This window comes from Psychrobacter sp. NZS113 (assembly GCF_015864825.1).
Lineage (GTDB): Bacteria > Pseudomonadota > Gammaproteobacteria > Pseudomonadales > Moraxellaceae > Psychrobacter.
Genome location: NZ_JADYWL010000001.1, coordinates 351796 through 376693, shown reverse-complemented (window position 1 = coordinate 376693; position 24898 = coordinate 351796). Strand labels below are relative to the sequence as shown.

Below are 24898 nucleotides of genomic sequence, written 5' to 3'. Positions count from 1 at the left end.
TTTTACGGCATGTTAAGAGGATGTAGTCTGTGCAAAAGAATCAAGTGTCATTCATCATAGTTGCAAGCTTACTGCTCGTTATCACTGTTACTGCATGCCAGCCAACCTCGAATATCCCATCAGATCAAACACAAGCTGTTGAAGAATCAAACACACCAACGGTCGTAGAGAAACTTGAGCCTAGTAAAAAGAGCTTAGGCGTAGATGCAAAAACTTGTGTACAGCTGAATCAGACAATGCAAACAGTGGATGGCACTAGCAAGATTGAAGATATTTACGCCATTCAAAAGCAACTCGATGCTTGCTTACCGACGGCCAGCAATGCTGAAGTAATGGAATTATTGAGCAATTATGAGTCAATGTATAAACAGTTTTTAGTAGGTGATATTGATATAGACGATGAAAACTTTAACAGCATTGTCTATGACTTATATTATGAAGGAAACGTAACATCAAAGCAGCTAGCGACCCTAAGCCCACGTGCACAATACTTGATTGGGCTAATACAAAGTGGTGCCGATGTGAGATTCCGTGACTTGGGAGAAGGTCTATTTTCATTTGATCATGATATGCTAGCGATGGTAAACATATTTATACCTTATCTACGGAATGACCAAGCAGCATTTATCCAGCGTATGGCACAGGACAATCAAGAGAGTTTTTGGATGGATGCATCGGTGACTACTACTTTTCAAGAGTTGGTCGAACGTGCAACATTTTGGGAGCATTATATACAGCAGTATCCAAATGGCTACGCTGTAAAAGATGCCAAGTCGTTATTAAACTTATATCGCTATGTGCTTTTCTATGGCGCAGACAATACACAGTGGACAGATGACGCTATACATCAGTTTATGGAACCTAATTATAAAAAAATCATGCTTGATTTAGCCAAGCGTCCCAACAGTATACTAGCCAAAAATGCTCAGCTTTTTCTTGGCTTCTTGGCGTTACCCGATAGCGAACGACAGACTAAATATCCTGTACCTAGCACAGATGAAGATGGTTATGAAATACATGATTGGTCCAAAGTGCGTTATCAATTACACCAAGTATTACAAATACCCTCTCCTTGGGATGTGCGGCATGATAGAGATTGCCTAAATGGTATTTCTTGCACTGACCAGATAGACCTTGATAGCCTAGACGTCTCATCAGATTTCGCTTATGCCTGCCCTTCTGCTATGCAGGGAGCGATGCAGCTTGAAGGCGACTTGCAAGTTTGGGAACTCGACACCGAGTCTACCGAGCAAGCGTCAAGCTGCAAACCTTCAAATCTAAAAGCGTATTCGCAGTTTGAATGTAACCTCAGCATTGATTGGCACCAGAACCCAAATATTGATATTTATAGCAACAGAGATGTATACAAAAATGTCTATGAGAGTTTAGAAGACTGTGAGCTTGCCCTAAAATAAAATACAAGATGGCTGATTTATTAGGGTCTGTTAGACTGTTAGGGCATGCCCTACTCACTCTTTCCTGCTACAGGTATAGAAATAAAAAATGAAGTCGTTATCACTTATCCAAAACAAAAAACTACCGCTTATTATAAGTTCGAGTCTACTGTTCGGTATGACGGCGTGCCAGCCTCCTTCTGATAAAGCCACCTCATCAGAAGCACAATCAACGACCATCCAAAGCACACAGCCTGTCGCAGAAGCAAAGACGCCGAAAGAACTCACTAAGGCATTGGTGGAGCTATCGGAAGAAACATTAAAAGAGCGACTGATTTGTAGCAAGCTGAATGACACGATAGATGCTATCAACAATAAAAATGAAATCGAAGACATTCATGCGGTTCAGCACCAGTTAACCGCTTGCTTGCCAGTGGCCAATAACGCTGAAATATTGCAATGGCTGGCAGAGTATCAGGCGATGTATACCCGTTTTCTGAGCGTTGATAGCGCTATAGACGACAGCGCATTTTATGCCTTAATGCGCACTATTGAACAAGGGCAAACCATCACTGTAGCGCAATTAAAAGCAGTGAACCCTCATGTACGATATTTGGTGAGTTTAATACGGAGTAAGTCTGACGTTAGCGTGCGCTATTTGGGTGAAGGTGATTATGAGTTTCATCACGACTTAACGGCCATGGCAGATATATTCATTCCATACTTACCTGAGGATCAAGCGGCCTTTATCCAACGACTGGCTCAAGACAACCAAGGAATATTTTGGTTTGATGCAGCGATTGCCTTTTCTTTTGAGGATTTAGTTGAACGTACTGTCTTTTGGGAAGATTTCATGCACCAGTATCCACAGAGTATCTTTTATAACGATGCCGAATCATTATTCAATGTATATCGTTATCTACTGTTCTTTGGCTCAGAGAATACTCAGTGGACAGATGAAGAAATGCGCGAATTCTATGACTCAGATAACGAGCAACTGATGGTGCAACTGTCTCAACGCTCTGATAGTAAACTGGCTAAAAATGTGCAAGAGTTTTTGATATTTATGGATCAGTCCGATACCGAACGCCTTAAGCGATACCCTATACCTGACAAAGATGAAAACGGTCGTAAAATAGACGAGCGAAATATCACACCTTATCAATTGCATAAAGCATTAGAGCTATCATCGCCATGGACCGTCACTCAAAATAGAAATTGTTTGAATGGCATTATTTGTGTGGATGACAATGCTCAATAAAGCCAAAATACACACATTATTCCGTACATAATTTACGACTTTATCATCCTAGTAACAGACAACTCTAAAGACAAATATGTCCCAAACAATATCACTACCGAACCGATAATGGCTGGTGTATCCAACGCTTCACCCAGTAATAAATAACCCAAAATAATCGCAAAAATGGGAATCACTAGCGTAATACTCGTCGCTCTCATAGGGCCGATACTTTTGATTAATTGATTCATAAAAATCAGCGCAATGGCGGTAGAAAACACACCAATACAGATAACAGAAACCCAAGCCTGAGCACTGATACTCTTGCCATAAGGGAACTCATATATTGCAACTGGCAGCATAATCACACTGGCAATGATGAGTGACCCGGCGGTAATCGCCACTGGAGAGACATCATTCAAGTAATTCCTAGTAATGTTCGCCCCTAGCGCATAACCAACACAGGCCAATAACCCATAACCCATCGGCAACAGACTCGAACCCGACGTCGAATCCTGCCCACCAAACAAACTCTCACTCATCAAAATTACCACGCCGATAACACCAATAATGAGGCCCAAAATTTGCTTTTTTGACAGTCTGTCTTTAAAGAACGTACTGGCGATAAATCCACTCAGCATCGGTACAGAAGCATTGAGCACTGCCAAGACACCTGCATTCACCGAACGTGCAGAAAAAGAAAACAGTATAAACGGCACGGCAGCGGAGAATAATCCAACAAGCGCCAACACTTTCCAATTTTCGCGGATACCTTCTCTGTTTTTCTTGCTAATTAATACAAAAATCAGCATGACCAATCCAGCAAATATGACCCGTAAACTGGCAAAGGTCAACGAGCCAAACTCCGGCACGCCCACGCGATAAAATATAAAAGACAGCGACCACATAAAGGACAGCGTGATGAAAATAATGAGGTCGCGGTTAGTCATGAAAAAATCCTATCAAGCATGGGACGGCTGTTTTCTATTTATAAAAAATGGTCATTTATGATAAATGTACCGTTATAAAAGGTCTCAGTCGTTAAAAAGGTTATATCGTAAAAAAATACCACGATGATAACTTTTTAATCGCTTAAAAGGGATTATTTTTCTATACTCATCACTCACTTTTGTTTATAAATTTACCTTATCTAAAATGAAGTCCATACATTCTTTACTCACCCGTTGAATTCAAAATTCGCATCGGTAAGAATGATAATACTTATTTATAAAAGCCAATTCATAAAACCTAATAAATAACCTTCTACTCAAAAGGATAAACAATGAAACTGCGTATCTTAAAATCTGCCGTGACCAACCCTTGGTTTAACCTCGCGACCGAGGATTGGATATTTAATACCCTCAATCCCGACTCGCACACGCTGTTTCTATGGCGTAACTCTGAGACCGTAGTTATCGGACGCTCGCAGAATCCGTGGGTAGAATGCAAAATCGATAAGATGGAAGCCGATGATGTGTTTTTGGCGCGGCGTCAGAGTGGCGGCGGTGCAGTGTTTCATGACTTGGGCAATACCAACTTTACCTTTTTATCACCTAAAGACGACTACGACCAAGAAGCAAACTTTACCATCATCATTAATGCTCTGAAAAAGTTAGGCATAGATGCTGATTTATCTGGGCGTAATGATATGCAAGTAGGTGATAAAAAAATCTCAGGTAGTGCCTTTAAGCATTCAGCGGATCGCAGCTTTCATCACGGGACATTACTCGTCAATGCCAACATGCAAAAGCTGGGCGATTATCTCAACCCGCATCCACTTAAGCTAAAAGCCAAAGGTATTAAGTCCGTCCGTGCTCGCGTCGCTAACTTGGTTGAGTTTAATAAAAACATCAATCATGACACGCTGTCTGATGCGATTATCGAGGCGTTTTGTGAGTATTACGGCGACACTGCACCAGTAGAAGCGCTAGATGAAGCCAGTCTATCCAAGCAGCCTAGTTTGAATAAATACTATCAGCAGATGGCGAATTGGGATTGGCGTTTTGGCAAGACCCCGGAGTTTACCCATCATATTGAGACACGCTTTGATTGGGGCATTATCGATTTGCACCTTGATGTAAAGCAAGCGGTGATTCGTGAAGTTGTTATCTTCTCTGATGCACTAAATGTTGAATTGATTGAGCTGTTAAAAGAGACTCTGACTGATAGCAAATATAATCGCAATGACGTAAAAACTAAGCTCGATGAACTAGGCATAGCGCATCCTGATGTAGCAGCGCAAGTGAATGACGTGTCTGAGTGGTTGACTAGCGAGATGGAAGGTTAGATTTTGCGACGTCAGATGCAATCTAGTAAGTATTGCAAGGCATGCTGCTTGCAATACTTGATAAAAAATTACTGACACAAATACGCTTTATACAGTTAATGGGATTGATATCATACAGACACCATTTGAGATTTTATATATGAATGATGCATGACAAGCACCCTACCATTACTCCATTTTTTATGAATAATCAATATTAAGGTATTTTTATGAAGTACTTACATGCAATGATTAGAACCAACAAACTAGAAGAAACGTTATCTTTCTATTGTGACCTTATGGGCTTACAACTGCTAAGAAAGAGAGACTCTGAATCAGGCAGATTCAGCTTATATTTTTTAGCAACGCATGAGGGTGCACCAGAGATTGAAGTGACACACAACTGGGATGAAAAAGAGTATACCAATGGCGATAATTTTGGGCACTTTGCCTTTAGAGTCGACAACATATACGCGCAGTGCGACACCTTTATACAGGCAGGGGTCGAAATATTAAGACCACCTAGAGATGGACATATGGCTTTTGTTAAAGACCCTAATAATATCTCAATTGAGCTGCTACAAAATGGCGAAGACTTAGAACCTATTGAGCCCTGGATTTCGATGAAAAATATTGGCAGTTGGTAAGTAAGTGAGGCTGACTAGGCTGATTTGTTTTTTGCAGAAAGTGATGATTGCACGTATATCACAATTATAGCTTTCTTAAAGTACAATCAAGCTCTAAAAAATGAGGGTAATATGAAAAAGTTATGCATCACTACAATCAGTATTTTAGGCACTTGCCTACTCTCCACTTATGCAAATGCAGCAAGTTTTGATTGCAAAAAAACGGTTAGCTGGGTAGAAAAAACCGTTTGCGAAAGCCCTGAGCTTTCTAAGCTTGATGACGCCATGGCAGAAAAGTACAAAAGCAATCTAGTCACTTCTTCTGACTATGAAGACAGCAAAGCTTTTAAAGATAGGCTCATTGCCAATCAACGCACATGGCTAAATTTTCAGCGTGATACCTGTAAAAGTGAAGAATGTCTGATACGTGAGTATAAAGAGTATTCCGAAGAGCAAACCAATTACAGTGTGTCTTGGAATTTTTCAGATGAGTTAAGTCCTTCTGATTTACCAAGCAAAAACGCCTTTGGTAAATTTTCTCAAAAATCTCAAATCTCAATATACAATTCAGGTACTCAGCGTTGGGAGGATTCAGGAGAGGCAACAAACACGGTATCGATTCATAGTGTCGCTAATAAGCCTTATCTTTCCATTATCGATGGCGTTTTGATTTTTACCAATGCTCATACCTGTGATTTGGGAGAGAGTAAAGCCATATGGTCAGAAAATCATTGGGTCATCAATGATGATCAGCCAGATAAAACGGTTGAGCTGCGTTTATATCCAGCACTTTATAAAGGCCAGACTCAATTATTATTAAGAGATATGGATGATCAATATAGAAGGCTGCATTGTGGTATGCGAGGGTATTTTGACGGTATTATATTAGAGCGTGAGGTGAGGTAGGTTTTCAAACATCTAAGCAACAATAGGCTGAATTTTATCTCAATTGAAATAAAAACCTTGAGCGATACTTAAGCTCTAAATAAAAAAAACAGCAGGAGATCACTCCCCTGCCGTCTTCTAGTCTCAGACACTGATTTTAAATCAATCGTTTAAATCTGCACTGCAACCTCAGCCCCATCACGAATCGCACGTTTGGCATCCAATTCAGCGGCCAGTTTTGCTCCACCGATTAAATGATATTGAGCATCTGGTGCATCACCGACATTTGGCATTAGCTCAACGACTGACTCTTGGCCTGCACAGACGACGACGCTATCAACACGTAGTAGCTGGCTTTGACCTTGACCATTGGTCACCCAGATACCTTCGTTGGTGATTTTGTCATATTGCACGCCAGCGACTTGGATGACGCCATGTGATTTGATATGAGCACGATGCACCCAACCAGAGGTTTTATTCAATCCACTACCCAAGCGACCTTTGCTGCGCTGCATGAGATAGACTTGGCGAATAGGTTTAATGGCTTCAGGCTTAACCAAACCACCCTCACTCTGATAGTCAACCTCATTGGTCACGCCCCACTCCTCACGCCACTCGCTGATAGACTGCGGTTCAGGACGATAGCTTGGATCTTTTAGCCCATCAGGACCGATCTCATCAAGCGATTTACCGTGGTTGGCGGTGAGATATTCACTGACATCAAAACCGATACCGCCAGCACCGATGACGGCAACGGTATTACCAACTGATTTCTCACCAGATAGCAGCTCAGCATAGCTCATCACTTGTGGTAGATCAGCACCTTCAAGCTTTCCTGCTAGGCTTCTAGGCACGACACCCGTTGCGACGATGACATGGTGAAATTTGGCTTTCTCAAGCATGTCTTTATCGACTTTGGTATTCAGTTTTACGTCGACACCCAAGTGCTCAAGCTCATTGATATAGTAGCGAATGGTTTCAAAGAATTCTTCTTTACCAGGGATAACTTTGGCATAGTTGAACTGACCGCCCAACACGTCTTTTGCTTCGAACAATGTCACTTCATGACCGCGCAGTGCTGCCACATGCGCCGCTGACATACCAGCGACACCGCCACCGATGACGGCAACTTTCTTGGGTTTTTTCGCTTTCTTATAGACCAACTCAGTCTCATAACAGGCTTGTGGGTTCACCAAACAAGTCGAGCGTTTATTTTCAAACGTATGATCGAGGCAAGCTTGGTTACAGGCGATACAGGTATTGATGCGATCTGTCTGACCGTTTTTGGCTTTATTGACCCAGTGTGCATCAGCCAAGAACGGACGCGCCATCTGAATCATGTCCGCTTGACCATTGGCGACGATCTCTTCTGCTGTTTCTGGCATGTTGATACGGTTGGCGGCCATCATTGGGATATTGATGTGCTTTTTGATCTCAGCGGTGAAATCAACAAAAGCTGCTCGTGGCACACTGGTAACGATAGTCGGCACACGTGCTTCATGCCAGCCGATGCCCGTATTCATGATGGTCACGCCCGCTTCTTCTAGTGCTTTTGCGACAGTGATGACTTCATCCATAACGTTACCGTCTTTGACCAAATCGATCACTGATAAGCGGAACAAAATAATGAAATCTTCGCCAGCAGCAGCACGAACCGCTTTAACCACATCAACGGCAAACTTCATACGGCCTTCGATGTCACCACCATAAATGTCTTTACGCTTGTTGACATGACGCGATAAAAACTGGTTCAGCAAGTACCCTTCTGACCCCATGATTTCGACACCGTCATATCCTGCCTGCTTGGCAAGCTTGGCTGAGCGGGCATAATCTTTTACCGTTTGCTCGATGTTTTTAATACTCATCTTGCGCGGTTTAAATGGTGAGATTGGCGATTTAATCGGGCTTGATGACAGCACAAAAGGATGATAACCGTAACGACCACTGTGCAAGATTTGCATGATGAGTTTGCTGTCATGTTTATGCACAGCACGGGTCACGCGTTGGTGATTGATGACATCGGCCTTTGTATTCATCGTACCGCCCGCAGGAAGCAACCACCCTTCACGATTGGGCGAGATACCGCCAGTGATCATCATCGCTACACCGCCTTTGGCACGCTCTTCGAAATATGCCGCCAACTTGCCGTAATTATAAAAACGATCTTCAAGACCCGTATGCATAGAGCCCATCACTAGACGGTTTTTGAGCGTGGTAAAACCCAAATCGAGTGGCTCAAATAAATGCGGGTAATGTTCATTGGTAGTGGCAGTTTCAATCGGCGCGGCAGTGCGGCTGGCGGTCATATCATTTTCCTTATGAATGGCTTGCGGGGTTTAACGTTACTGGTATCGTACCACACCGCTATTATCATCAGCTATGCAGACAAACGACTGATGAGTGGACATTTATTAATTACCATACCAAATGACTCTACTTAGTAAGTGACGACATAATATTTGGTTAAATAAACACGACAAAACCAGTCCATTTATCAATGACGACTGTCTATAATAATTAGTTACTAGGACTTAGTATCGATTGGATTAATCGATTAGATTATGTAGACAAAAATACAAAGACTTTCAATTGATGGTATGCCCTGATAAAGTCGATCGGCTAAAGTATTATTTCAGAAAAGCTCAAACATACGATAAAGGATTATCGCAATGACAGACTTCCATACTGGTCTTGGCAAAAATGCAGCCAACCATCAACCGCTCACTCCTATTGATTTTATCATTCGCAGTGCGCAGGTATACCCTGACAAGACCGCCATCATCTATGACGACCTAGAATACAATAACTTTACCCAAACGTGGCAACAGACCTATGATCGTTGCAGGCATTTGGCTGATGGGCTGCGCAAACTGGGCATTGATAAAAACGATACCGTGGCAGTGATGATGCCGAATACGCCAGCGATGATTGAATGCGCCTTTGGTGTGCCGATGTCAGGTGGTGTACTCTGTACATTGAATACCCGACTCGATATCAACGCCCTCACCTTTTGTCTGCAACATTCCGAAGCCAAAGTGCTCATTTTAGACAGTGAGTTTGCTGAATATGCCGAGATTATCGACGAAACCTTTCCCAACCTAATTGTTATTCACTCAACAGATGCGGCACTCAAAGTCGATAGATTTGGGCAGATGAGCTATGAAGAATTGGTTGCCAGCTCAGAAAGTTTGGATAACTGGGAAAAACCATCAGATGAATGGGATGCGATTGCGCTGAACTATACCTCTGGCACCACAGGTAAACCCAAAGGTGTGGTCTACCACCATCGCGGCGCCACGCTCAACGCGGTATCCAATATTTTAGATTGGGACCTGCCGAAGCACCCTATGTATCTCTGGACGCTGCCGTTGTTTCACTGTAACGGTTGGTGCTTTCCGTGGACCATCACGGAGCGTGCCGGTATTAATGTCTGCTTGCGTAACATTGATGCTGATTTGATTTTGCAGCTGATTGCGAAGTACAAAGTCAGCCATTATTGCTCAGCGCCTGTGGTACACAATATGATTGCAGGCGGTAAGTCTGAATATAAGGAAGCCATCACCCATACGGTCAAAGGTTGGGTCGCTGGTGCACCGCCCTCTGAGACTATGCTGGCAGCAATGGAAGCCATGGGTTTTCACATCTCTCATGTTTATGGTCTTACTGAAGTATATGGACCAGTGACAGTCTGTGCCGAGCAAACAGAATGGGATGAGATGGATGTCACTGTACGTGCGCAAAAGAAATCACGACAAGGTGTGACTTCACACTTGATGACTGGGTTTGAAGTGTTTAAGCAAGGTACGACTGAACCTGTCGCGGCCGATGGTGAAGAGATGGGCGAGCTGGCATTACGCGGTAATATGGTGATGAAAGGCTATCTCAAAAGTCGTAAAGCCACCGAAGCAGCCTTTGCTAATGGCTGGTTTCGCACAGGTGATTTGGGCGTCAAATACGCTGATGGTTATATCAAAATCATGGACAGGCTTAAAGACATCATCATCTCAGGTGGTGAAAATATCTCTAGTATCGAGGTCGAAAACATCCTGTATAAAATGCCTGAGATTCAAAGCTGCGCTGTGGTCGCTGCACCGCATGAAAAATGGGGCGAAGTACCCGTTGCCTTTATCGAGATTCATGCTGGTAGCACCTTGCAGCGCGATACCGTGATGGCGCATTGCAAGCAGCACTTAGCGGGATTTAAAGTACCCAAATATATTATCTTTGCTGAAATACCAAAGACCAGTACGGGCAAAGTTCAGAAATTTGAGCTGCGACAAGCGGCCAAATCATTGGCACACGAAACCCCAAAAGTCACGGTCAGTGCGAAATAGGGCTTTGACAGCGTCAAATTTTTTTATAACGTGAAACGTCTTTTATAGAAATATAGAAAAGGTTAGCTTAATTGAATTAGGCTGACCATTTTTTGAGTACTAGCTTATTTATACTGTAGTTGGTTCAATGTAATTTGGAAACAAGGAAGCCGAGTAAAAATACTACAGCTAGTAAACTAAGCGAGGCTGACACCGTATCCAATTTATAGAGAGCTAACTATATCAGCCAAGCTTCGGCTCAAGCCATTGATAGACCAACATACCGACTATCATGGCAGGGATGAATACATATGCTTGCCATTGTCCTGTTCCGAGCAGTACGATTCCTGGTCCTGGACAAATACCAACCAAACCCCAACCAATACCAAAGAGCATCGCGCCGATAAGGAGTTTTTTATTAATAACGGTTTTGCTTGGCATCTCTATCAATGTGCCAATCAAGCTGGTCTGCTGACGCTTGGCCAATTGCACACCAACGATTGCCACGATTAATCCACCACCCATGACCAATGCGAGGGAAATATCCCATGCACCAAAGACATCCAAAAATCCTTGGACTTTTACAGGATCGGTCATGCCAGATATCAACAGCCCAAAACCAAATAATAATCCTGCCAGCAATCCAATTATATTTTTTAGCATGTTTTTTTCTCGCATCTAATATGTTAATTCAAGCTACTATAAATAGTACTCAACGCCGTCTTATCAACGATTTGTTTAAATCAAACCTAAAACATGCCGACCCATATAAACCGTCACAATACCAAAGAACATAAAGGTCGCTGTCGCTGCCATCGAGCGTGGAGACAAGCGTGCATTGCCACAGATACCGTGACCACTGGTACAGCCCGATCCCAAGCGCGTCCCAAAACCGACCAATAACCCCGCACCAATCAACAATGGCAAAGAAGTGCTGATTTCTATATCAGGTAGTGGCTTTCCCAGACTGTACAACACTGGCGAGACGACCAGACCAATGATAAATAATACCTGCCACATCTCTACACGCTTGGGCTTTAGCAGGCTTGAGAATATGCCGCTAATACCCGCAATACGTCCAATACCCAGTAGCAGTATGACCGTTGCCAGACCTAGTATTAGGCCACCCACTAAAGAGATTGGTGTAAAGGCCTGCCAGTCAATTTGTATACTCATATTGCTTACCCAGTTTTATATTTTATTTTACATAAATACATTATATTATAAAATATAATAAAAAGGTAAAAAAATACTGAACCCAGTATTATCCTGTAGCTCAGTATTTTTCTTATCTGAAAAACAACGTATTATTTGGGCTTATTTAGCCAATACTTTATCGAGTGCTGACTCAAAACGCGTCACTGCGCCATCAACGTCAGTCAATTTATCTAGACCAAATAGGCCCAAACGAAAGGTCTTAAAGTTATCCGGTTCACCTACTTTAAGCGGTACACCAGAGGCGATTTGCATACCGGCTTCCGCAAAAGCACTGCCTTTATGCATGTCATCACGATCGGTGTAAGCTACGACAACACCTGGTGCTTCAAAACCCTTAGCTGCCACGCTCTCGATACCTTTATCAGCAAAGACCTGACGGATGCGATTGCCCAGCTCCCATTGTGCATCACACAATGTATCGAAGCCGATTTTTTTAGCCTCCAGAATGGTATCGCGGAACTGGCGTAAGCTGTCGGTTGGCATAGTCGCGTGATAGGCGTGACCGCCATTCTCATAGGCACGCATGATGTTTAACCACTGCTTCAAATCTAAGCTGAAGCTATCAGACTCTGTACTGTCTACTTTTTTGATAGCAGCATCGCTGAGCATGACTAGGCCAGCGCATGGCGTACTACTCCAGCCTTTTTGCGGGGCACTAATAAGGACATCAATCCCCAAATCTTGCATATCCAACCAGACACAACCTGAGGCAATACAGTCAATAACCAGTAAACCACCAACACTATGCACGGCCGCGCTCAAGGCTTTGATATAGTCCGCTGATAGAATAATCCCTGATGAGGTTTCGACATGCGGAGCAAATACCACTGCTGGTTTTTCTGCTTTAATCTTTGCCACTGCTTCATCGATATCGACAGGTGAAAACGGCTTTGGAGAATCGCCTTCTGCACGATGAGCAGTCAAGACCGTAGTCGATTTGGCAATTTTGCCTTTTTCTAGGATTTGCGACCAACGATAGCTAAACCAACCGTTACGGATAATGAGGCAATCTTCATCGTTTGCCAACTGACGCGCAACCGCTTCCATACCATAAGTACCAGCACCCGGAACAATCACGACTGCATCAGCGTTATAAACTGATTTTAGGTCGCTAGATAGGTCATTTATCACTTGTTGAAAGACTTTTGACATGTGATTGAGGGCGCGGTCAGTATAGACCACTGAGTATTCTAATAAGCCGTTTGGATCAATATCTTGACGTAATGCAGTCATAGGGCGCTCCTAGTTTATTGTTAGATGATTTAATAATTCTTAAGCTGTAGCTACAGCAAGCTCCAGACACTAAAACCTCAATATTAGAATGCAGATACTAAAGTCTAAGTGCAAAAATCTAAATGCCACCCTAGCCAAATACTATTTATAGTGAAATAGCACTATTGCTAGAGACTATAGTTGATTCAATTTAAAAGTAGTACAAGGCAACCGAGTGTAGATGTATGTTTAATACTTCAAGCGAGGTTAAAGCAGTAATACTTTTATAGTGAAATAGCAATGTTGCTAGAGACTACTATAGCTAATATTCATTTGGATATAATATCGAGTAATAATCGAGAGTACGACGCAGGGTTGACGATATAGCGCTTTATCCTAGTGCTATTGCCGTTGATGATTGTGTCTTGCATGCATTTATTTTATTAACTTGAGACAAAACCGTACAAAACATATGCACCAATATAAATGCTACGCAGTGGTAGACTAATTATAGTGGTCTCGGATGATGAATGACATAAATAGATACTGAGCCAGCATAAATGCGCTAAGGTTTTTATAGAATAGCGGCTAGCGTATCCCGACAGATTATCATCGCTTAACATGCTTATGACAGCTCGATATTAGCACTGATAATGCAGGTTGACAACGATATGTTCGCGCAATGCGTGCACTGGCGAATCTATGATTTTTTGATAAAGGAATGGCTACTATCGACGGCCGCGATGTGACTCGTTCAAGCCTGCTACCACAAAGTCTAACAGCTCGCTGTCACCTTCACGAGCAGCTTTACGCATCAGCTTCGATGGTGCATGTGTGAGTTTCTGGGTCAGACGGCGTGACAGCTCGGTGAGGATATCTTCAGGACTGGCATCACTCTGCTGTAGCTGAGCGATAGAGTCATGCAGTAGTTTGTCTACTTGATCCTGAGTACGTGCACGGTACTGCTCTATGTCTTTACCGACTTGGCGCACTTGAAAACTACGATCCATCTCAACGACCAGTTGGCTGACCAGTAGCTCCGCATCTACCGCTGCTTGTCTGCGCTGCTCGATGTTACCAGCAATCACGTGCTGCAGATCGTCGACAGAATACAGATAGATGTCATCTATGCGGCTAATGGTAGAGTCAATATCGCGGGGCACTGCTAAGTCAATCATCAACATTGGCTGATAGCGGCGGCGCTTGAGCGCCTGCAACGTCATGGTTTTATCAATCAACAAATCCATACTGCCGCTACAGCTACTGACAATATCAGCCTCTGCCAACACTTGCGGTAGCTCTTGCAATGTTCTGACTTCCACACGGCGATTAGGATTGCGCAGCTCAGCCGCTAACGCTTCCGCTCGTTCAGGATTACGATTGCAAATGATAACCCGCCCGACCCCAAGCCCAGCAATGTGTGTCGCGACCAATCTATTCATCTCGCCTGCTGCCACGACCAATAGAGTGCGGCTAGGCAAATCATCAAATATTTGCGTGACGAGTTTGGCCGCTGCAAAGCTGAGCGATACCGCTTGTGCACCTACTTTGGTCTCGTTACGCACACGCTTAGCAGCCGCAAATACTTGATCGACGACCCAGCCGAGCTGATTACTCAATACTTTTTGCTCTTGTGCGAGGTGTACCGAGCGCTTGATTTGACCGAGTATCTGCGGCTCACCTAATATCATAGAATCTAGCCCTGCGGCGACCCTGAGCCAATGGGTCAGAGCATGCGTATCACGATGCACATAGAGATACGAGTCAATCTCAGACAGTGACAGCTGCTTGAAAGTAGCCAGCCAACTTTTAATTTTGATAATATGAGCACTGATAGCGGCAGATGAGAGCTTGCTACTGCTGGTAAAAGCATTACTAGCCACTTCCTGCCCAGTAGGTTCATCTGTTTGGGATTCTGACGATGATGAACCTAACGACGGTAAGATCGGATTTTGCGATGCTGTTTGTGGTACTAAGGTTTGTGGTACAAGAGCATAAATCTCGGTCCGGTTACAGGTAGAGACAATCACACTACCATCTGTGAATGCTTCTAACTGTTTGAGCGCGACATTCACATCGTCACCTACTAGCGCCAAGCGCTCTCGTAGAGCGACTGGTGCAGTTTTGTGATTGACCCCAATGACCACTAATCTCATTATTGATAGACCATAAAAATGATGCTCATCTGCCAGCCGCTCTATCTTATTATTTGTAAAAGACAGTTTTGGGTGACAGCGTTAAAAGAAATAATCTGAAAACCGTTTATTATATCATTATTGCCAGCTTTAATTAACACTCGCCTACCGATGATAACTATTTGCTTGTATCTGGGCACACCTGTCACAAATCAACTGCTCATACGATTGGTAAAGCCAATGTTTGAATTTGAGCAAATGTTTAAAAAATGCTCACAAATCATTCGCTTACTTTGTATTAACTTGTTATATTTCCATAATATTCTGACTAATATTGATAACGGATTATCGACATAGACAGTCAAAGAGCCATGCTTTCCTGAATAGCTATCAATAGAATAGTTAATGCCACTACCTGAGTAACACGGTCACTATTGTTTATACCAGCTATCTACTCTTATAATGTTTGCTATGGGTACTCGTTACCAATATTTAGTTTAAAATAATTAAAAAATAGCTTACTTATCGATATAGATAAATAACGGGCAAATACGGTTATCTATGATTTTTTTCGGGTCATTACTTCGATCAAAACTTGCGCATGACGCCCAATCTACCCTTCATGCTTTATGGCATGACATTATTGAACGTCTATGGCAACACTATAAGCTAACATTATCGTTGGCCGTCTGTCTGTGCCTAGGATCTTCTTCTGTATACGCAAACTCTTCTAACGTCTTATTGCAGACTACTGGACCCAGCGTATCAGCAGCTATCGTAGACGACAATGCATACAGCAACAATGCATCGAATAACCATGCGACGAGTCATACTACAACAACTATTCAGACAAGCATACAGCCCACAGGCAAGGTTGCCAATATTAATGGCTTAGCCCCAGCAAGCTTATGGCAATCTGATCTCGAAGAGCCAAGTTTATATGCGCTGCTAGATGCCGAGTTTGCAGCAGATCGTGATGACAAGAGACGCGCGATTACTATCTACAAGCAGCAATCTTTTAAAGAAGATGCAACGGCAGTGTTTGAGCGAGCACTGAGTTTGTCCTTACGTAATGAGCGGGTTGAGGATTCATTACAATTTGCCAAGACATGGCAAGACCAAAACCCCGATCACGTGCCTGCTTGGTTTTATGTGGCGCATTTGGCGCTACGAGCACACGACTATTTGCTAGCTGGCGAGACATTGAATCGTATCTTGCGTTACGATCCTCGAGCAGACCTAAGCGAAATCCTTATCGGTATCTATCCAAACGATGATGAAGATAAGCGCGAATTACTTGCCGCGCTACAGCCGTTAGATAGTGAGCAAAACGCCTCATTGTCCGTATTAAAAGCAGGCTTGCTTTACCAGTTTAATGAGCCTGAAAATGCCATTGTCCATATCAATCGCGCTTTAGAACGCCAACCTGATTATGTGCCCTTTATTACTTTAAAGGCTGATATATTGCGCAAAATCGTCACTGCTGAGACAGTGATCAATTATGTCAGCCAAGCACGGCTGCGTAACCCAGACAGTAAGAACTTATACTTGTATGAAATCCGCTATTTGTTGGACCTAAAGCAAAGCCAAAAAGCGTGGGAGTTACTGATTGAAGCGCATAAGCATTTCAATGATGATGCCGAGATTACCTTGCTAGCAGCATTAGTAAGCTTGGATATCGAAAAATATGATAGTGCCGATCAGTTACTCAATATGCTGGCAAAGACACCCGCTTATCTTAATCAGGCTTATTACTACCTTGGTATCAGTGCCGAGCGCCAGCAGAAATTTGAACAAGCCAAATACTATCTCAATGGCGTCATGCAAGAAGACTTGGTGCTAGAAGCTCGTAGAAAAGTCGTCGCATTTGAATTACTCAATAACAATACTAAGGCGGCAATGTCAGTCTTAGAAAAGCTGCGTAAAGATTTTGAAGTATTTGCACCTGACACGTTTGTGATGCAAGCCGATATCTTATGGCAGCAAAACAAACCTGACGAAGCCCTGAGCCTGCTAACTAAAGCATCGCGTAATTATCCCGATAATGAAATGCTCTTGTTTGCACGCGCCCAGCTCCTCGATGACAAAGAAGACTATATCGTAAAACGGCCCCTACTCAACCACTTACAGGCTTTAGATCCTAGCAATCTATCTTATAAGCTCAGTTATGCACAGCTACTACTGGCTAACGAACGCAGCTCAGAGCAAGGTCTTGCGCTTGCGACAGCTATCATTAAAATTCACTATGATGACCCACGTTACGATAATGAGCTACATCTACAAGCACTCAATATCCTAGCAAGCAATGCGCTGGCTAACAAAAACTACCAGCAAGTGATCGACTACCTACAAACGCCTTATGACGTATTGCCTACGCTACGTTCAGGTGCTTTACTGCTGCGTGCGTATCAAGGCCTAGGCAATAATGCCAGAGTCGAGACACTACTCACAGATTTGCAGAAACGCTTTTCATTCGGACAGCATAATATCAATGACCGCATACAGCTGTATTAGATGCATGGTCAACAAATCATTTTGATAGTAGGCATAGCAGTTCTACGATTGCAGAGCACTTAATTACAAGGCACTTATAAGAAGCTAACAGCCACGCATAACTGAGTAACAAATAACATTTAAGCTAATATCTTTGTAAATTTGTTCATTATTGGGGAAACATCATGTCAGCAGTAGCCACTTCTTATAAGCTTAATAAAGTCACTCTATTCACAGCCATGGCGGCGGCGCTCGTGATAACGTCTGGTTGCCAGTCGTTAAAAACAGCGAGTGCGACTACCAACCAACCAACTACGACTATACAAGAGCAACCACAAAAGCTTGAAACCTTTAATATTACTGGCAAAATTGGTGTAACGATGCCTGCTAATGACACCACAGGTGCTCAAGGTGGCAGTGCCTTTTATGCGTGGGGACAACAAGAAGACCGCTTTGCTATCGAGCTGATTGGCGCGCTAGGTATCGGTAAAACCAATATCGAATATGATGGTCAAACCGCCACGCTAGTCAGTGAAAAAACAGGGTCATTGACAGCCAACGATCCTGAGACTCTATTGAAAAAAGCAACCGGCTGGCAGGCTCCTATCTCACAAATGCCTTATTGGATATCTGGCCACCCAGCACCTTCAGATAGTGCACCAGAAATGGATGCCCAAAAGCGCTTAATCAGCTCAGTTAATGGTGAATGGACAGCAAGCTTCACTTACAAGGGTACTGACAAACTACCGAGTAAAATCAGCGCTGTGCAGCCTCAAGGTAACAAGGTCGTGATGACAATCAATCACTAAATTATCAATCGCTAATCACTTACTAATGAGAGCAATTACCCATCAAGCCACCATTGCTTATTAAGATAGCCGTTTATGGCTGAAAACTTTATGACTGTACATTATGATTAAAAATATAGCCGCATCGTCTGCCTCTACTATCACCCGCTTATCACCTGCAAAGATTAATTTATTTTTGCATATTACTGGTAAGCGTGCTGATGGCTATCATAATTTGCAAACAGTCTTTCGTCTGCTCGATTGGGGCGATTATTTACATTTTTCAGTAGACAGTGATGTGGTCATTGATACTAGCGATAACGCGTTAGAAGCTACGAAGCTTTGCCATCAACTACTGACATTAACTGGCGCAGAAGCGATAACGACCAGCATAGAAGACAATCTCATTTTTAAAGCAGCACACGCATTGCTCTCTGCTGCCATGCAGTCGAATCATTTGCCCAAGCAGTTGGCACAAGTAGCTGTCACTGTAGATAAGCATTTACCAATGGGCGCAGGATTAGGTGGCGGCTCTTCCAATGCTGCCACTACCTTATTGGCATTAAATGAGATTTGGCAGCTTAATTTTAATCAGCATGACCTTATCAACATTGCTACCTCTATTGGCGCAGATGTACCAATCTTTATCTTTGGTCAGGATGCGATTGCGATGGGTATCGGTGAAGAACTGACAGCGATTGATTTGCCAAAGCAGCAGTATTTAATCTTAACGCCTGCTGCTCATGTGAATACCGCCAAACTTTTCGCGCACCCAAAACTACAGCGAGACATCACGCACCTATCGACTGAAACCATTAAAAACCAGTCCAATGATTATTTGCAGGCTCTTATTGCGCCCTATCACAATGTTTTTACGCCAGTGGTGACGAGCCTCGCAACTGCTGTTGAAGAGGCTTTTAATTATTTGCAAGGGTTAGAGGTGCAAGTACTGGGTACAGCACGCATGACTGGCTCTGGTAGCGCAGTGTTTTTACCTTTGGATGCAAGCGTGACTACTGACAAAGCACTTTTAGCCAAGTGGATTGCGGAAGCACCTTGTAATGGGTACTTGGTTGGGAGCTTGTAGCTAGTTATTATTTACAACTCTGAGCTTGGTTTCGATAAAATACCTATCACATACCAACACATCCCAGCTATACCAAAGTATATCATCGATAAACCAAATTTCTGAATAGCGAAATGCATTATGCCTGCCAAGCCAGCAAAAATTACTATAGGAAAGAATATAAAAAAACCAACTGCACCTGCACAACCCATTTCGTTACTAGCCAATTCTTGATGTTTTTTTAATGCTTGCTCTTCTTCAATAGATATTTTAGGTGTGGCTTTTCTGAGTCGCTTATCATGCTTATAAAACCAGTAACTAGGAATGCCAAATAACATAAACGTTAAAAACCATTGACGATGATCTGTGCGCTGTTTTGTTTTAAAATCAGCGCGCTGATTTTCGTATTTGTATAGTTTTTTGCCATCAATACTGATTTCATATACAACATTACCGATCCAGATGCCTGGCTGATAAAGAATATCCGCAGTTTGTCCAGAGTAATCATAAACTTTACTACAATTATCACGGTCATGATGTTTACAATGTAGCCTTGTATCTCTAATGAGTAATGATGATGAAGTGTGTTTACCTACTCGACTGTCAAATGGCTCATCTGGAATAGTGCCACTCACTTGTTCTAGACTAGTTTTATCTTCAACAATTTTTGTAAAAAATATACTGGAGGTAAGGCAAGATCCAATAAGTCCAATAACTATAATAAAAGGTACAAGAATAGTGACAATGTTATATCCTTTGCTCGAAATACTAGGCTTAAGGTAGTTTCGCGTTATTAAAGCAGATAAAGCTAAAAAGAAAAGCATAAAAGCTGAAACTATAGAGTTAGCACTCAAAATACCTATCACTGGAAACACTATTGCGTAAATTAAACTTGTATAAAAAAATTGCTTCGGTGTTGGTTGAATAAACCACTGTTTTATATCCAAAAAAACATTCCTCACTGGCTATTTACATAACTATATTTAGTTACTTTCTATTGTAAGCTATCTTGGAAATTATAGAACTTGAGTTTAGAGATTTTTCCTAAATCACATTATATATGACACCCTTAAAGTATTTCCATTACGCCAAAAGTACATATATATCAAGAATTACGCATCAGACTCACCCTGCTGAAATCCATTTACACAACCCTATAATCACTTTGATTAACACTTCAATTTTCGGCACTTACTTACCAAAATCACCTCATTACGAATAAAAGCCATAAAAAGGCGCAAATGACTTGCAAAATCTGAAAAATTACTTATAATAGGTCGCCTAAATAGGGGTATAGCCAAGTTGGTAAGGCATCAGGTTTTGATCCTGACATCCGTTGGTTCGAGTCCAGCTACCCCTGCCATTTTTAAGTTCGAAGTGTTTGATATGTATACATTATAAGTGAATTATAAATCGTCACTTATGGTATTACCATTGACAACGCCATCCCAGTTTCGGTATAGTTCGCAATGAACGCCGCTAGGGGAAAGTTAGATATTAAACGGTTTATCCGTTTTGTAGATAACTGAAAGGTCGTAACGCCATTTTAGAAGTGACAATTATTAAAAGTTACTGCTAGAAATCGGACGTACACAGCCTAGACATTACAGGGGTATAGCCAAGTTGGTAAGGCATCAGGTTTTGATCCTGACATCCGTTGGTTCGAGTCCAGCTACCCCTGCCATTTTTTACTGTAATAGCAGTCATCAAAACTTTTCACCACTCTTTTCTGAATTTGAGCAGTTTGACACTGCTTAGCGGTCTCTGCTTGAGTCAATCAATAGGACTTCTGTCATGCCTTATTTGGCGATTTTTACGGGCAATGCCCACCCAGAATTAGCAAAAACCGTAGCCGATCATCTTCACATACCTCTTGGTAAAGCTGACATCACGCGTTTTTCTGATGGCGAAATTGCCGTGGAAATCAAAGAGCACGTGCGCGGTAAAGACGTGTTTATCATGCAGCCTACTTGTGCACCGACCAATGACAACTTGATGGAAATCATGATGATGGCTGACGCCTTGCGTCGCTCTAGTGCTGGTCGCATCACTGCTGTCATGCCTTACTTTGGTTATGCTCGTCAAGATCGTCGTCCACGCTCAGCTCGTGTACCTATCTCTGCTAAAGTCGTCGCTGATATGCTAAACATCGTTAGCATCGATCGCGTAATGACGGTTGATTTGCACTCAGATCAAATTCAAGGTTTCTTTGATATTCCTGTAGACAACATCTACGGCACGCCTGTGCTATTGAACGACCTACAAAAACAAGATTATGACAACATCATGGTTGTTTCACCTGATGTTGGTGGTGTTGTGCGTGCACGCGCCATGGCCAAGCAGTTGGGTGATACCGATATGGCAATTATTGACAAGCGCCGTGCTCGTGCCAACGAATCACAAGTGATGCATATCATCGGCGACGTTCGTGACCGTGATTGCGTTATCGTTGATGATATGGTCGATACTGCAGGCACACTATGTAAAGCCGCTGAAGCACTGAAAGCCAACGGCGCACGTCGCGTCTTAGCTTACATTACTCACCCTGTTCTATCGGGTAATGCACTGAAAAACATCAGTGAATCTGCGTTAGATGAACTGGTTGTGACTGATACGATTCCACTGTCTGATGCGGCAAAAGCATGTAGCAAAATTCGCCAAGTAAGCATCGCGCCAATGCTGGCTGAAAGTCTACGCCGTATTAATAACGAAGAATCTATTAGCGCAATGTTTGATGGCTAACACTTAACAGTGTTGCTCGTCATAAAAATAGCGTCAAGTTTCATTACTTGGCGCTTTTTTTTGCTTAATAATTTTACATAGCCATTTTTCGTAGGTCTTTATTATTACTACAAAATCACGTATAATGCGCGCCTGTGCCGCCCGTTTGTTTTATTCAATCAGGTTGGTATTATCGAAAGTGCTGATCATGCTGTGAAGTAACGACGACCATGATAATAACTATCATAAAAATCGTTATGACAAGCAAATGGCTAAGCTTAGAGTTTTTGGTAGTAACTATCACTGACAATGCTTAGCTATCATCACGTATTAGTGGATTGGTCGCAAATCCACTTTTTTATGACCAGACACTTCATCATTCTTTTTATAGGATTATATCCATGAGCATTAACCATTTTGAGCTAAACGCAGTTGATCGTTCTGCTGAACAACAAGGTAAAGGTGCGAGCCGCCGCCTACGTAAGCAGAATCTAGTTCCTGCTATTATTTATGGTGGCAACGAAGAGCCTACCTCTATCTCTATCAAAATCAACGAGTTGGTAAAATCGCTTGAATTTGAAGCGTTCTTCTCACACATTTTGACTATCAATGTTGACGGCGTAGAGCATCAAGCAGTTATCAAAGACTTGCAACGTCATCCAGCCAAAGGCTTCCCAATGCATGCTGACTTTCAGCGCATTGTAAAAGGTCAAAAAATCCACATGAATGTTCCTGTGCATTTCACTGGTCGTGAAGATGCTCCAGGTACTGCTGCTGCTGGTGTTCTATCTACACTAGTATCTGATATCGAAATCATCTGTATCCCATCACTACTTCCTGAATATTTAGAAGTAGACGTATCTGGTATGGAAATCGGTGATTTGTTCCGTTTATCAGACATTACACTTCCTGAAGGCGTTGTAATTCATGAGCTTGAGCTAGAAGACGGCCATGACCGTACTATCGTTAACATGCAGCCACCAACAGTTGAAGAAGTTGATGCAGATGCTGAAGAAGTTGACGCAGCTGACGTACCTGCTAGTGAGCAAAGCGAAGACAGCAAAGACGGCGAGTAATAATCGACTTCTATATAGCGATCTATTATCTGCTATATAATTCTCGATTCTTTTAGTCAAAAAACAGCAGGTGATGAATATCTCCTGCTGTTTTTGTAAGTAGGATTTGAGCATAATACGGATATTATTTATTCAACGTTTATGCGTTCGGACGTTACCACTCATTTATTAAATTCAAGCAGGGTGTTTTTATGGCCATAAAGCTTATTGTCGGTCTTGGTAATCCTGGTCAGCAGTATATGTTTACGCGTCATAATGCAGGATTTTGGTTTGTCCATCATTTGGCCCAACAGTTCAATATTACTCTCTCTCCTGATAAAAAATTCCATGGAGTGACAGGGCGTGGACAAATTCATGGGCATGATGTGCGCTTACTAATGCCTCTCACCTTTATGAATAAGTCTGGTGAGTCGGTTGTGCCGATGGTCAATTTTTATGGTATTGATAACGACCAGTTGCTCATTGCTCATGACGAGCTCGATATTCCAGCTGGCAGCATTAAATTAAAAACAGGTGGTGGTCACGGTGGTCACAATGGCTTGCGTGATATTACACCGCATATTGGTAGCGATTTTCATCGTCTACGCGTGGGTATTGGTCATCCTGGTCATAAATCTAAAGTTAGTGGACATGTCCTCTCAAAAGCTTCTCCTGATGAGCAAATTGGTATCGATAGCGCCTTAACTGCAGCTTTTGAAGCATTACCATTATTGCTAGATGGCGATATTGAACGCGCGCGTTCTCAGATAAATGGTTTCAAACTACCCGAATAACACGGTATGATACCGCCTACTCTGGCAGATGTATTTTTATCCCAATTCTGCCCAGTTAATCAATAACTTACCCAACACTGCTCATTCAGCTAAGGGTTTGGGCGATACTGCCTTTTTTTGGGTAGATTTGCCCCCATTAACTTATTACTTTCATCACGCTAAGGAAGCAATCCATGCTACTTAATATGCTTAAATGCAAATTGCACCGTGCCCGCGTCACACATGCAGAGCTTCATTATGAAGGCTCTTGCGGTATTGATGGCGATTTATTAGACCTTGCAGGTCTGCGCGAAAATGAATCTATCGACATCTATAACGTTACCAATGGCAAACGATTTCGCACTTATGCGATTCGTGCTGAAGCAGGTTCAGGCATCATCTCACTAAACGGCGCTGCAGCTCATATGGCTGATTTGGGCGATATCGTGATTATTTGTGCTTACGCTCATTTTGATGAGGTTGAAGCAGAAACTTATCAGCCAAAACTGGTTTATTGTAATGAAGACAACACCGTAAGAGACACAGCAAACATCATTCCTGTACAAGTGGCTTAAGAAAATCATTTAAGAGCTTGTTACATAAAGTATGAGTAAATACGTCGTCATACAGTTGCTGTGGTTGTCAAAATCCCATTAAAATACTTGTACTTATATCGAAGCTGAATCCAGATTGTGATTCAGCTTTTTTTTATG

General features: G+C 42.5%; 20 protein-coding genes and 2 tRNA genes. 15 read left to right on the top strand and 7 right to left on the bottom strand.

From position 1 onward, the window contains the following. Positions 1–29 precede the first annotated feature (29 nt). Both I6E61_RS01630 and I6E61_RS01625 read left to right on the top strand, forming a co-directional pair. Entirely contained in the window at positions 30–1415 is a 1386-nt protein-coding gene (locus I6E61_RS01630) for a hypothetical protein (protein WP_197128857.1), read from the top strand. An 88-nt stretch (positions 1416–1503) separates the two neighbouring features. After that, positions 1504–2655 carry a hypothetical protein gene (locus I6E61_RS01625; RefSeq protein ID WP_197128856.1) on the top strand — a complete coding sequence of 384 codons (1152 nt, stop codon included), beginning with the start codon at positions 1504–1506 and terminating at the stop codon, positions 2653–2655. A 32-nt stretch (positions 2656–2687) separates the two neighbouring features. Here the strand turns inward: I6E61_RS01625 and I6E61_RS01620 are convergent, their stop codons facing one another. Further along, positions 2688–3584 (bottom strand): DMT family transporter, encoded by an 897-nt coding sequence (locus I6E61_RS01620; protein WP_197128855.1) that lies wholly within the window; start codon positions 3582–3584, stop codon positions 2688–2690. Between the two features lie 332 nt (positions 3585–3916). On the opposite strand from I6E61_RS01620, the gene I6E61_RS01615 reads away from it, so the two are divergent. The 3 genes from I6E61_RS01615 to I6E61_RS01605 all read left to right on the top strand — a co-directional run bounded on the left by I6E61_RS01615 (position 3917) and on the right by I6E61_RS01605 (position 6432). Further along, a complete protein-coding gene (locus I6E61_RS01615) occupies positions 3917–4921 on the top strand; it encodes a lipoate--protein ligase (protein ID WP_197128854.1) in 1005 nt (334 codons plus the stop codon). Between the two features lie 209 nt (positions 4922–5130). Beyond that, positions 5131–5547: a VOC family protein gene (locus I6E61_RS01610; protein ID WP_197128853.1), complete on the top strand. Its 417-nt coding sequence runs from the start codon at positions 5131–5133 to the stop codon at positions 5545–5547. 111 nt (positions 5548–5658) lie between these two features. Continuing rightward, positions 5659–6432: a lysozyme inhibitor LprI family protein gene (locus tag I6E61_RS01605; RefSeq protein ID WP_197128848.1), complete on the top strand. Its 774-nt coding sequence runs from the start codon at positions 5659–5661 to the stop codon at positions 6430–6432. 149 nt (positions 6433–6581) lie between these two features. On the opposite strand, the gene I6E61_RS01600 is transcribed toward I6E61_RS01605, so the two are convergent. Then, a complete protein-coding gene (locus I6E61_RS01600) occupies positions 6582–8717 on the bottom strand; it encodes an NADPH-dependent 2,4-dienoyl-CoA reductase (RefSeq protein WP_197128845.1) in 2136 nt (711 codons plus the stop codon). Between the two features lie 363 nt (positions 8718–9080). On the opposite strand from I6E61_RS01600, the gene I6E61_RS01595 reads away from it, so the two are divergent. After that, positions 9081–10745 (top strand): AMP-binding protein, encoded by a 1665-nt coding sequence (locus I6E61_RS01595; protein WP_197128844.1) that lies wholly within the window; start codon positions 9081–9083, stop codon positions 10743–10745. Positions 10746–10967: 222 nt separating this feature from the next. Here I6E61_RS01595 and I6E61_RS01590 read toward each other — a convergent pair whose 3' ends face one another. The 4 genes from I6E61_RS01590 to hemA form a co-directional block, all read right to left on the bottom strand. Beyond that, complete coding sequence (locus I6E61_RS01590; protein ID WP_197128841.1) at positions 10968–11387, bottom strand: DUF6691 family protein; 420 nt, start codon at positions 11385–11387, stop codon at positions 10968–10970. 75 nt (positions 11388–11462) lie between these two features. Then, positions 11463–11900 (bottom strand): YeeE/YedE family protein, encoded by a 438-nt coding sequence (locus I6E61_RS01585; protein WP_197128839.1) that lies wholly within the window; start codon positions 11898–11900, stop codon positions 11463–11465. 141 nt (positions 11901–12041) lie between these two features. Next, the gene (locus I6E61_RS01580) at positions 12042–13175 is read right to left on the bottom strand and encodes an aminotransferase class V-fold PLP-dependent enzyme (protein WP_194196090.1); all 1134 of its coding nucleotides are present in this window, start codon (positions 13173–13175) and stop codon (positions 12042–12044) included. A 707-nt stretch (positions 13176–13882) separates the two neighbouring features. Continuing rightward, positions 13883–15310: a glutamyl-tRNA reductase gene (gene hemA / locus I6E61_RS01575; RefSeq protein ID WP_197128837.1), complete on the bottom strand. Its 1428-nt coding sequence runs from the start codon at positions 15308–15310 to the stop codon at positions 13883–13885. 540 nt (positions 15311–15850) lie between these two features. Between hemA and I6E61_RS01570 the strand changes: the two genes are divergently transcribed. From I6E61_RS01570 to ispE, 3 genes are all read left to right on the top strand, one after another. Further along, entirely contained in the window at positions 15851–17803 is a 1953-nt protein-coding gene (locus I6E61_RS01570) for a tetratricopeptide repeat protein (protein ID WP_194196092.1), read from the top strand. 164 nt (positions 17804–17967) lie between these two features. Beyond that, positions 17968–18591, top strand: coding sequence for a lipoprotein insertase outer membrane protein LolB (gene lolB, locus I6E61_RS01565; protein ID WP_194196093.1), 624 nt, complete (start codon positions 17968–17970; stop codon positions 18589–18591). Positions 18592–18694: 103 nt separating this feature from the next. Beyond that, the gene (gene ispE / locus I6E61_RS01560) at positions 18695–19657 is read left to right on the top strand and encodes a 4-(cytidine 5'-diphospho)-2-C-methyl-D-erythritol kinase (RefSeq protein ID WP_194196094.1); all 963 of its coding nucleotides are present in this window, start codon (positions 18695–18697) and stop codon (positions 19655–19657) included. 11 nt (positions 19658–19668) lie between these two features. On the opposite strand, the gene I6E61_RS01555 is transcribed toward ispE, so the two are convergent. Beyond that, positions 19669–20583, bottom strand: coding sequence for a hypothetical protein (locus I6E61_RS01555; RefSeq protein ID WP_194196095.1), 915 nt, complete (start codon positions 20581–20583; stop codon positions 19669–19671). A 340-nt stretch (positions 20584–20923) separates the two neighbouring features. On the opposite strand from I6E61_RS01555, the gene I6E61_RS01550 reads away from it, so the two are divergent. From I6E61_RS01550 to panD, 6 genes are all read left to right on the top strand, one after another. Beyond that, positions 20924–20999 (top strand) — tRNA-Gln (locus I6E61_RS01550). Between the two features lie 245 nt (positions 21000–21244). Next, positions 21245–21320: transfer RNA gene (locus tag I6E61_RS01545), tRNA-Gln, on the top strand. Between the two features lie 110 nt (positions 21321–21430). Then, a complete protein-coding gene (locus I6E61_RS01540) occupies positions 21431–22378 on the top strand; it encodes a ribose-phosphate pyrophosphokinase (protein WP_110921948.1) in 948 nt (315 codons plus the stop codon). Positions 22379–22758: 380 nt separating this feature from the next. Then, positions 22759–23433 (top strand): 50S ribosomal protein L25/general stress protein Ctc, encoded by a 675-nt coding sequence (locus tag I6E61_RS01535; protein ID WP_194196096.1) that lies wholly within the window; start codon positions 22759–22761, stop codon positions 23431–23433. Positions 23434–23624: 191 nt separating this feature from the next. Continuing rightward, the gene (gene pth, locus I6E61_RS01530) at positions 23625–24206 is read left to right on the top strand and encodes an aminoacyl-tRNA hydrolase (RefSeq protein ID WP_194196097.1); all 582 of its coding nucleotides are present in this window, start codon (positions 23625–23627) and stop codon (positions 24204–24206) included. 173 nt (positions 24207–24379) lie between these two features. After that, the gene (panD, locus tag I6E61_RS01525) at positions 24380–24760 is read left to right on the top strand and encodes an aspartate 1-decarboxylase (protein ID WP_197128835.1); all 381 of its coding nucleotides are present in this window, start codon (positions 24380–24382) and stop codon (positions 24758–24760) included. Positions 24761–24898: the final 138 nt, after the last annotated feature.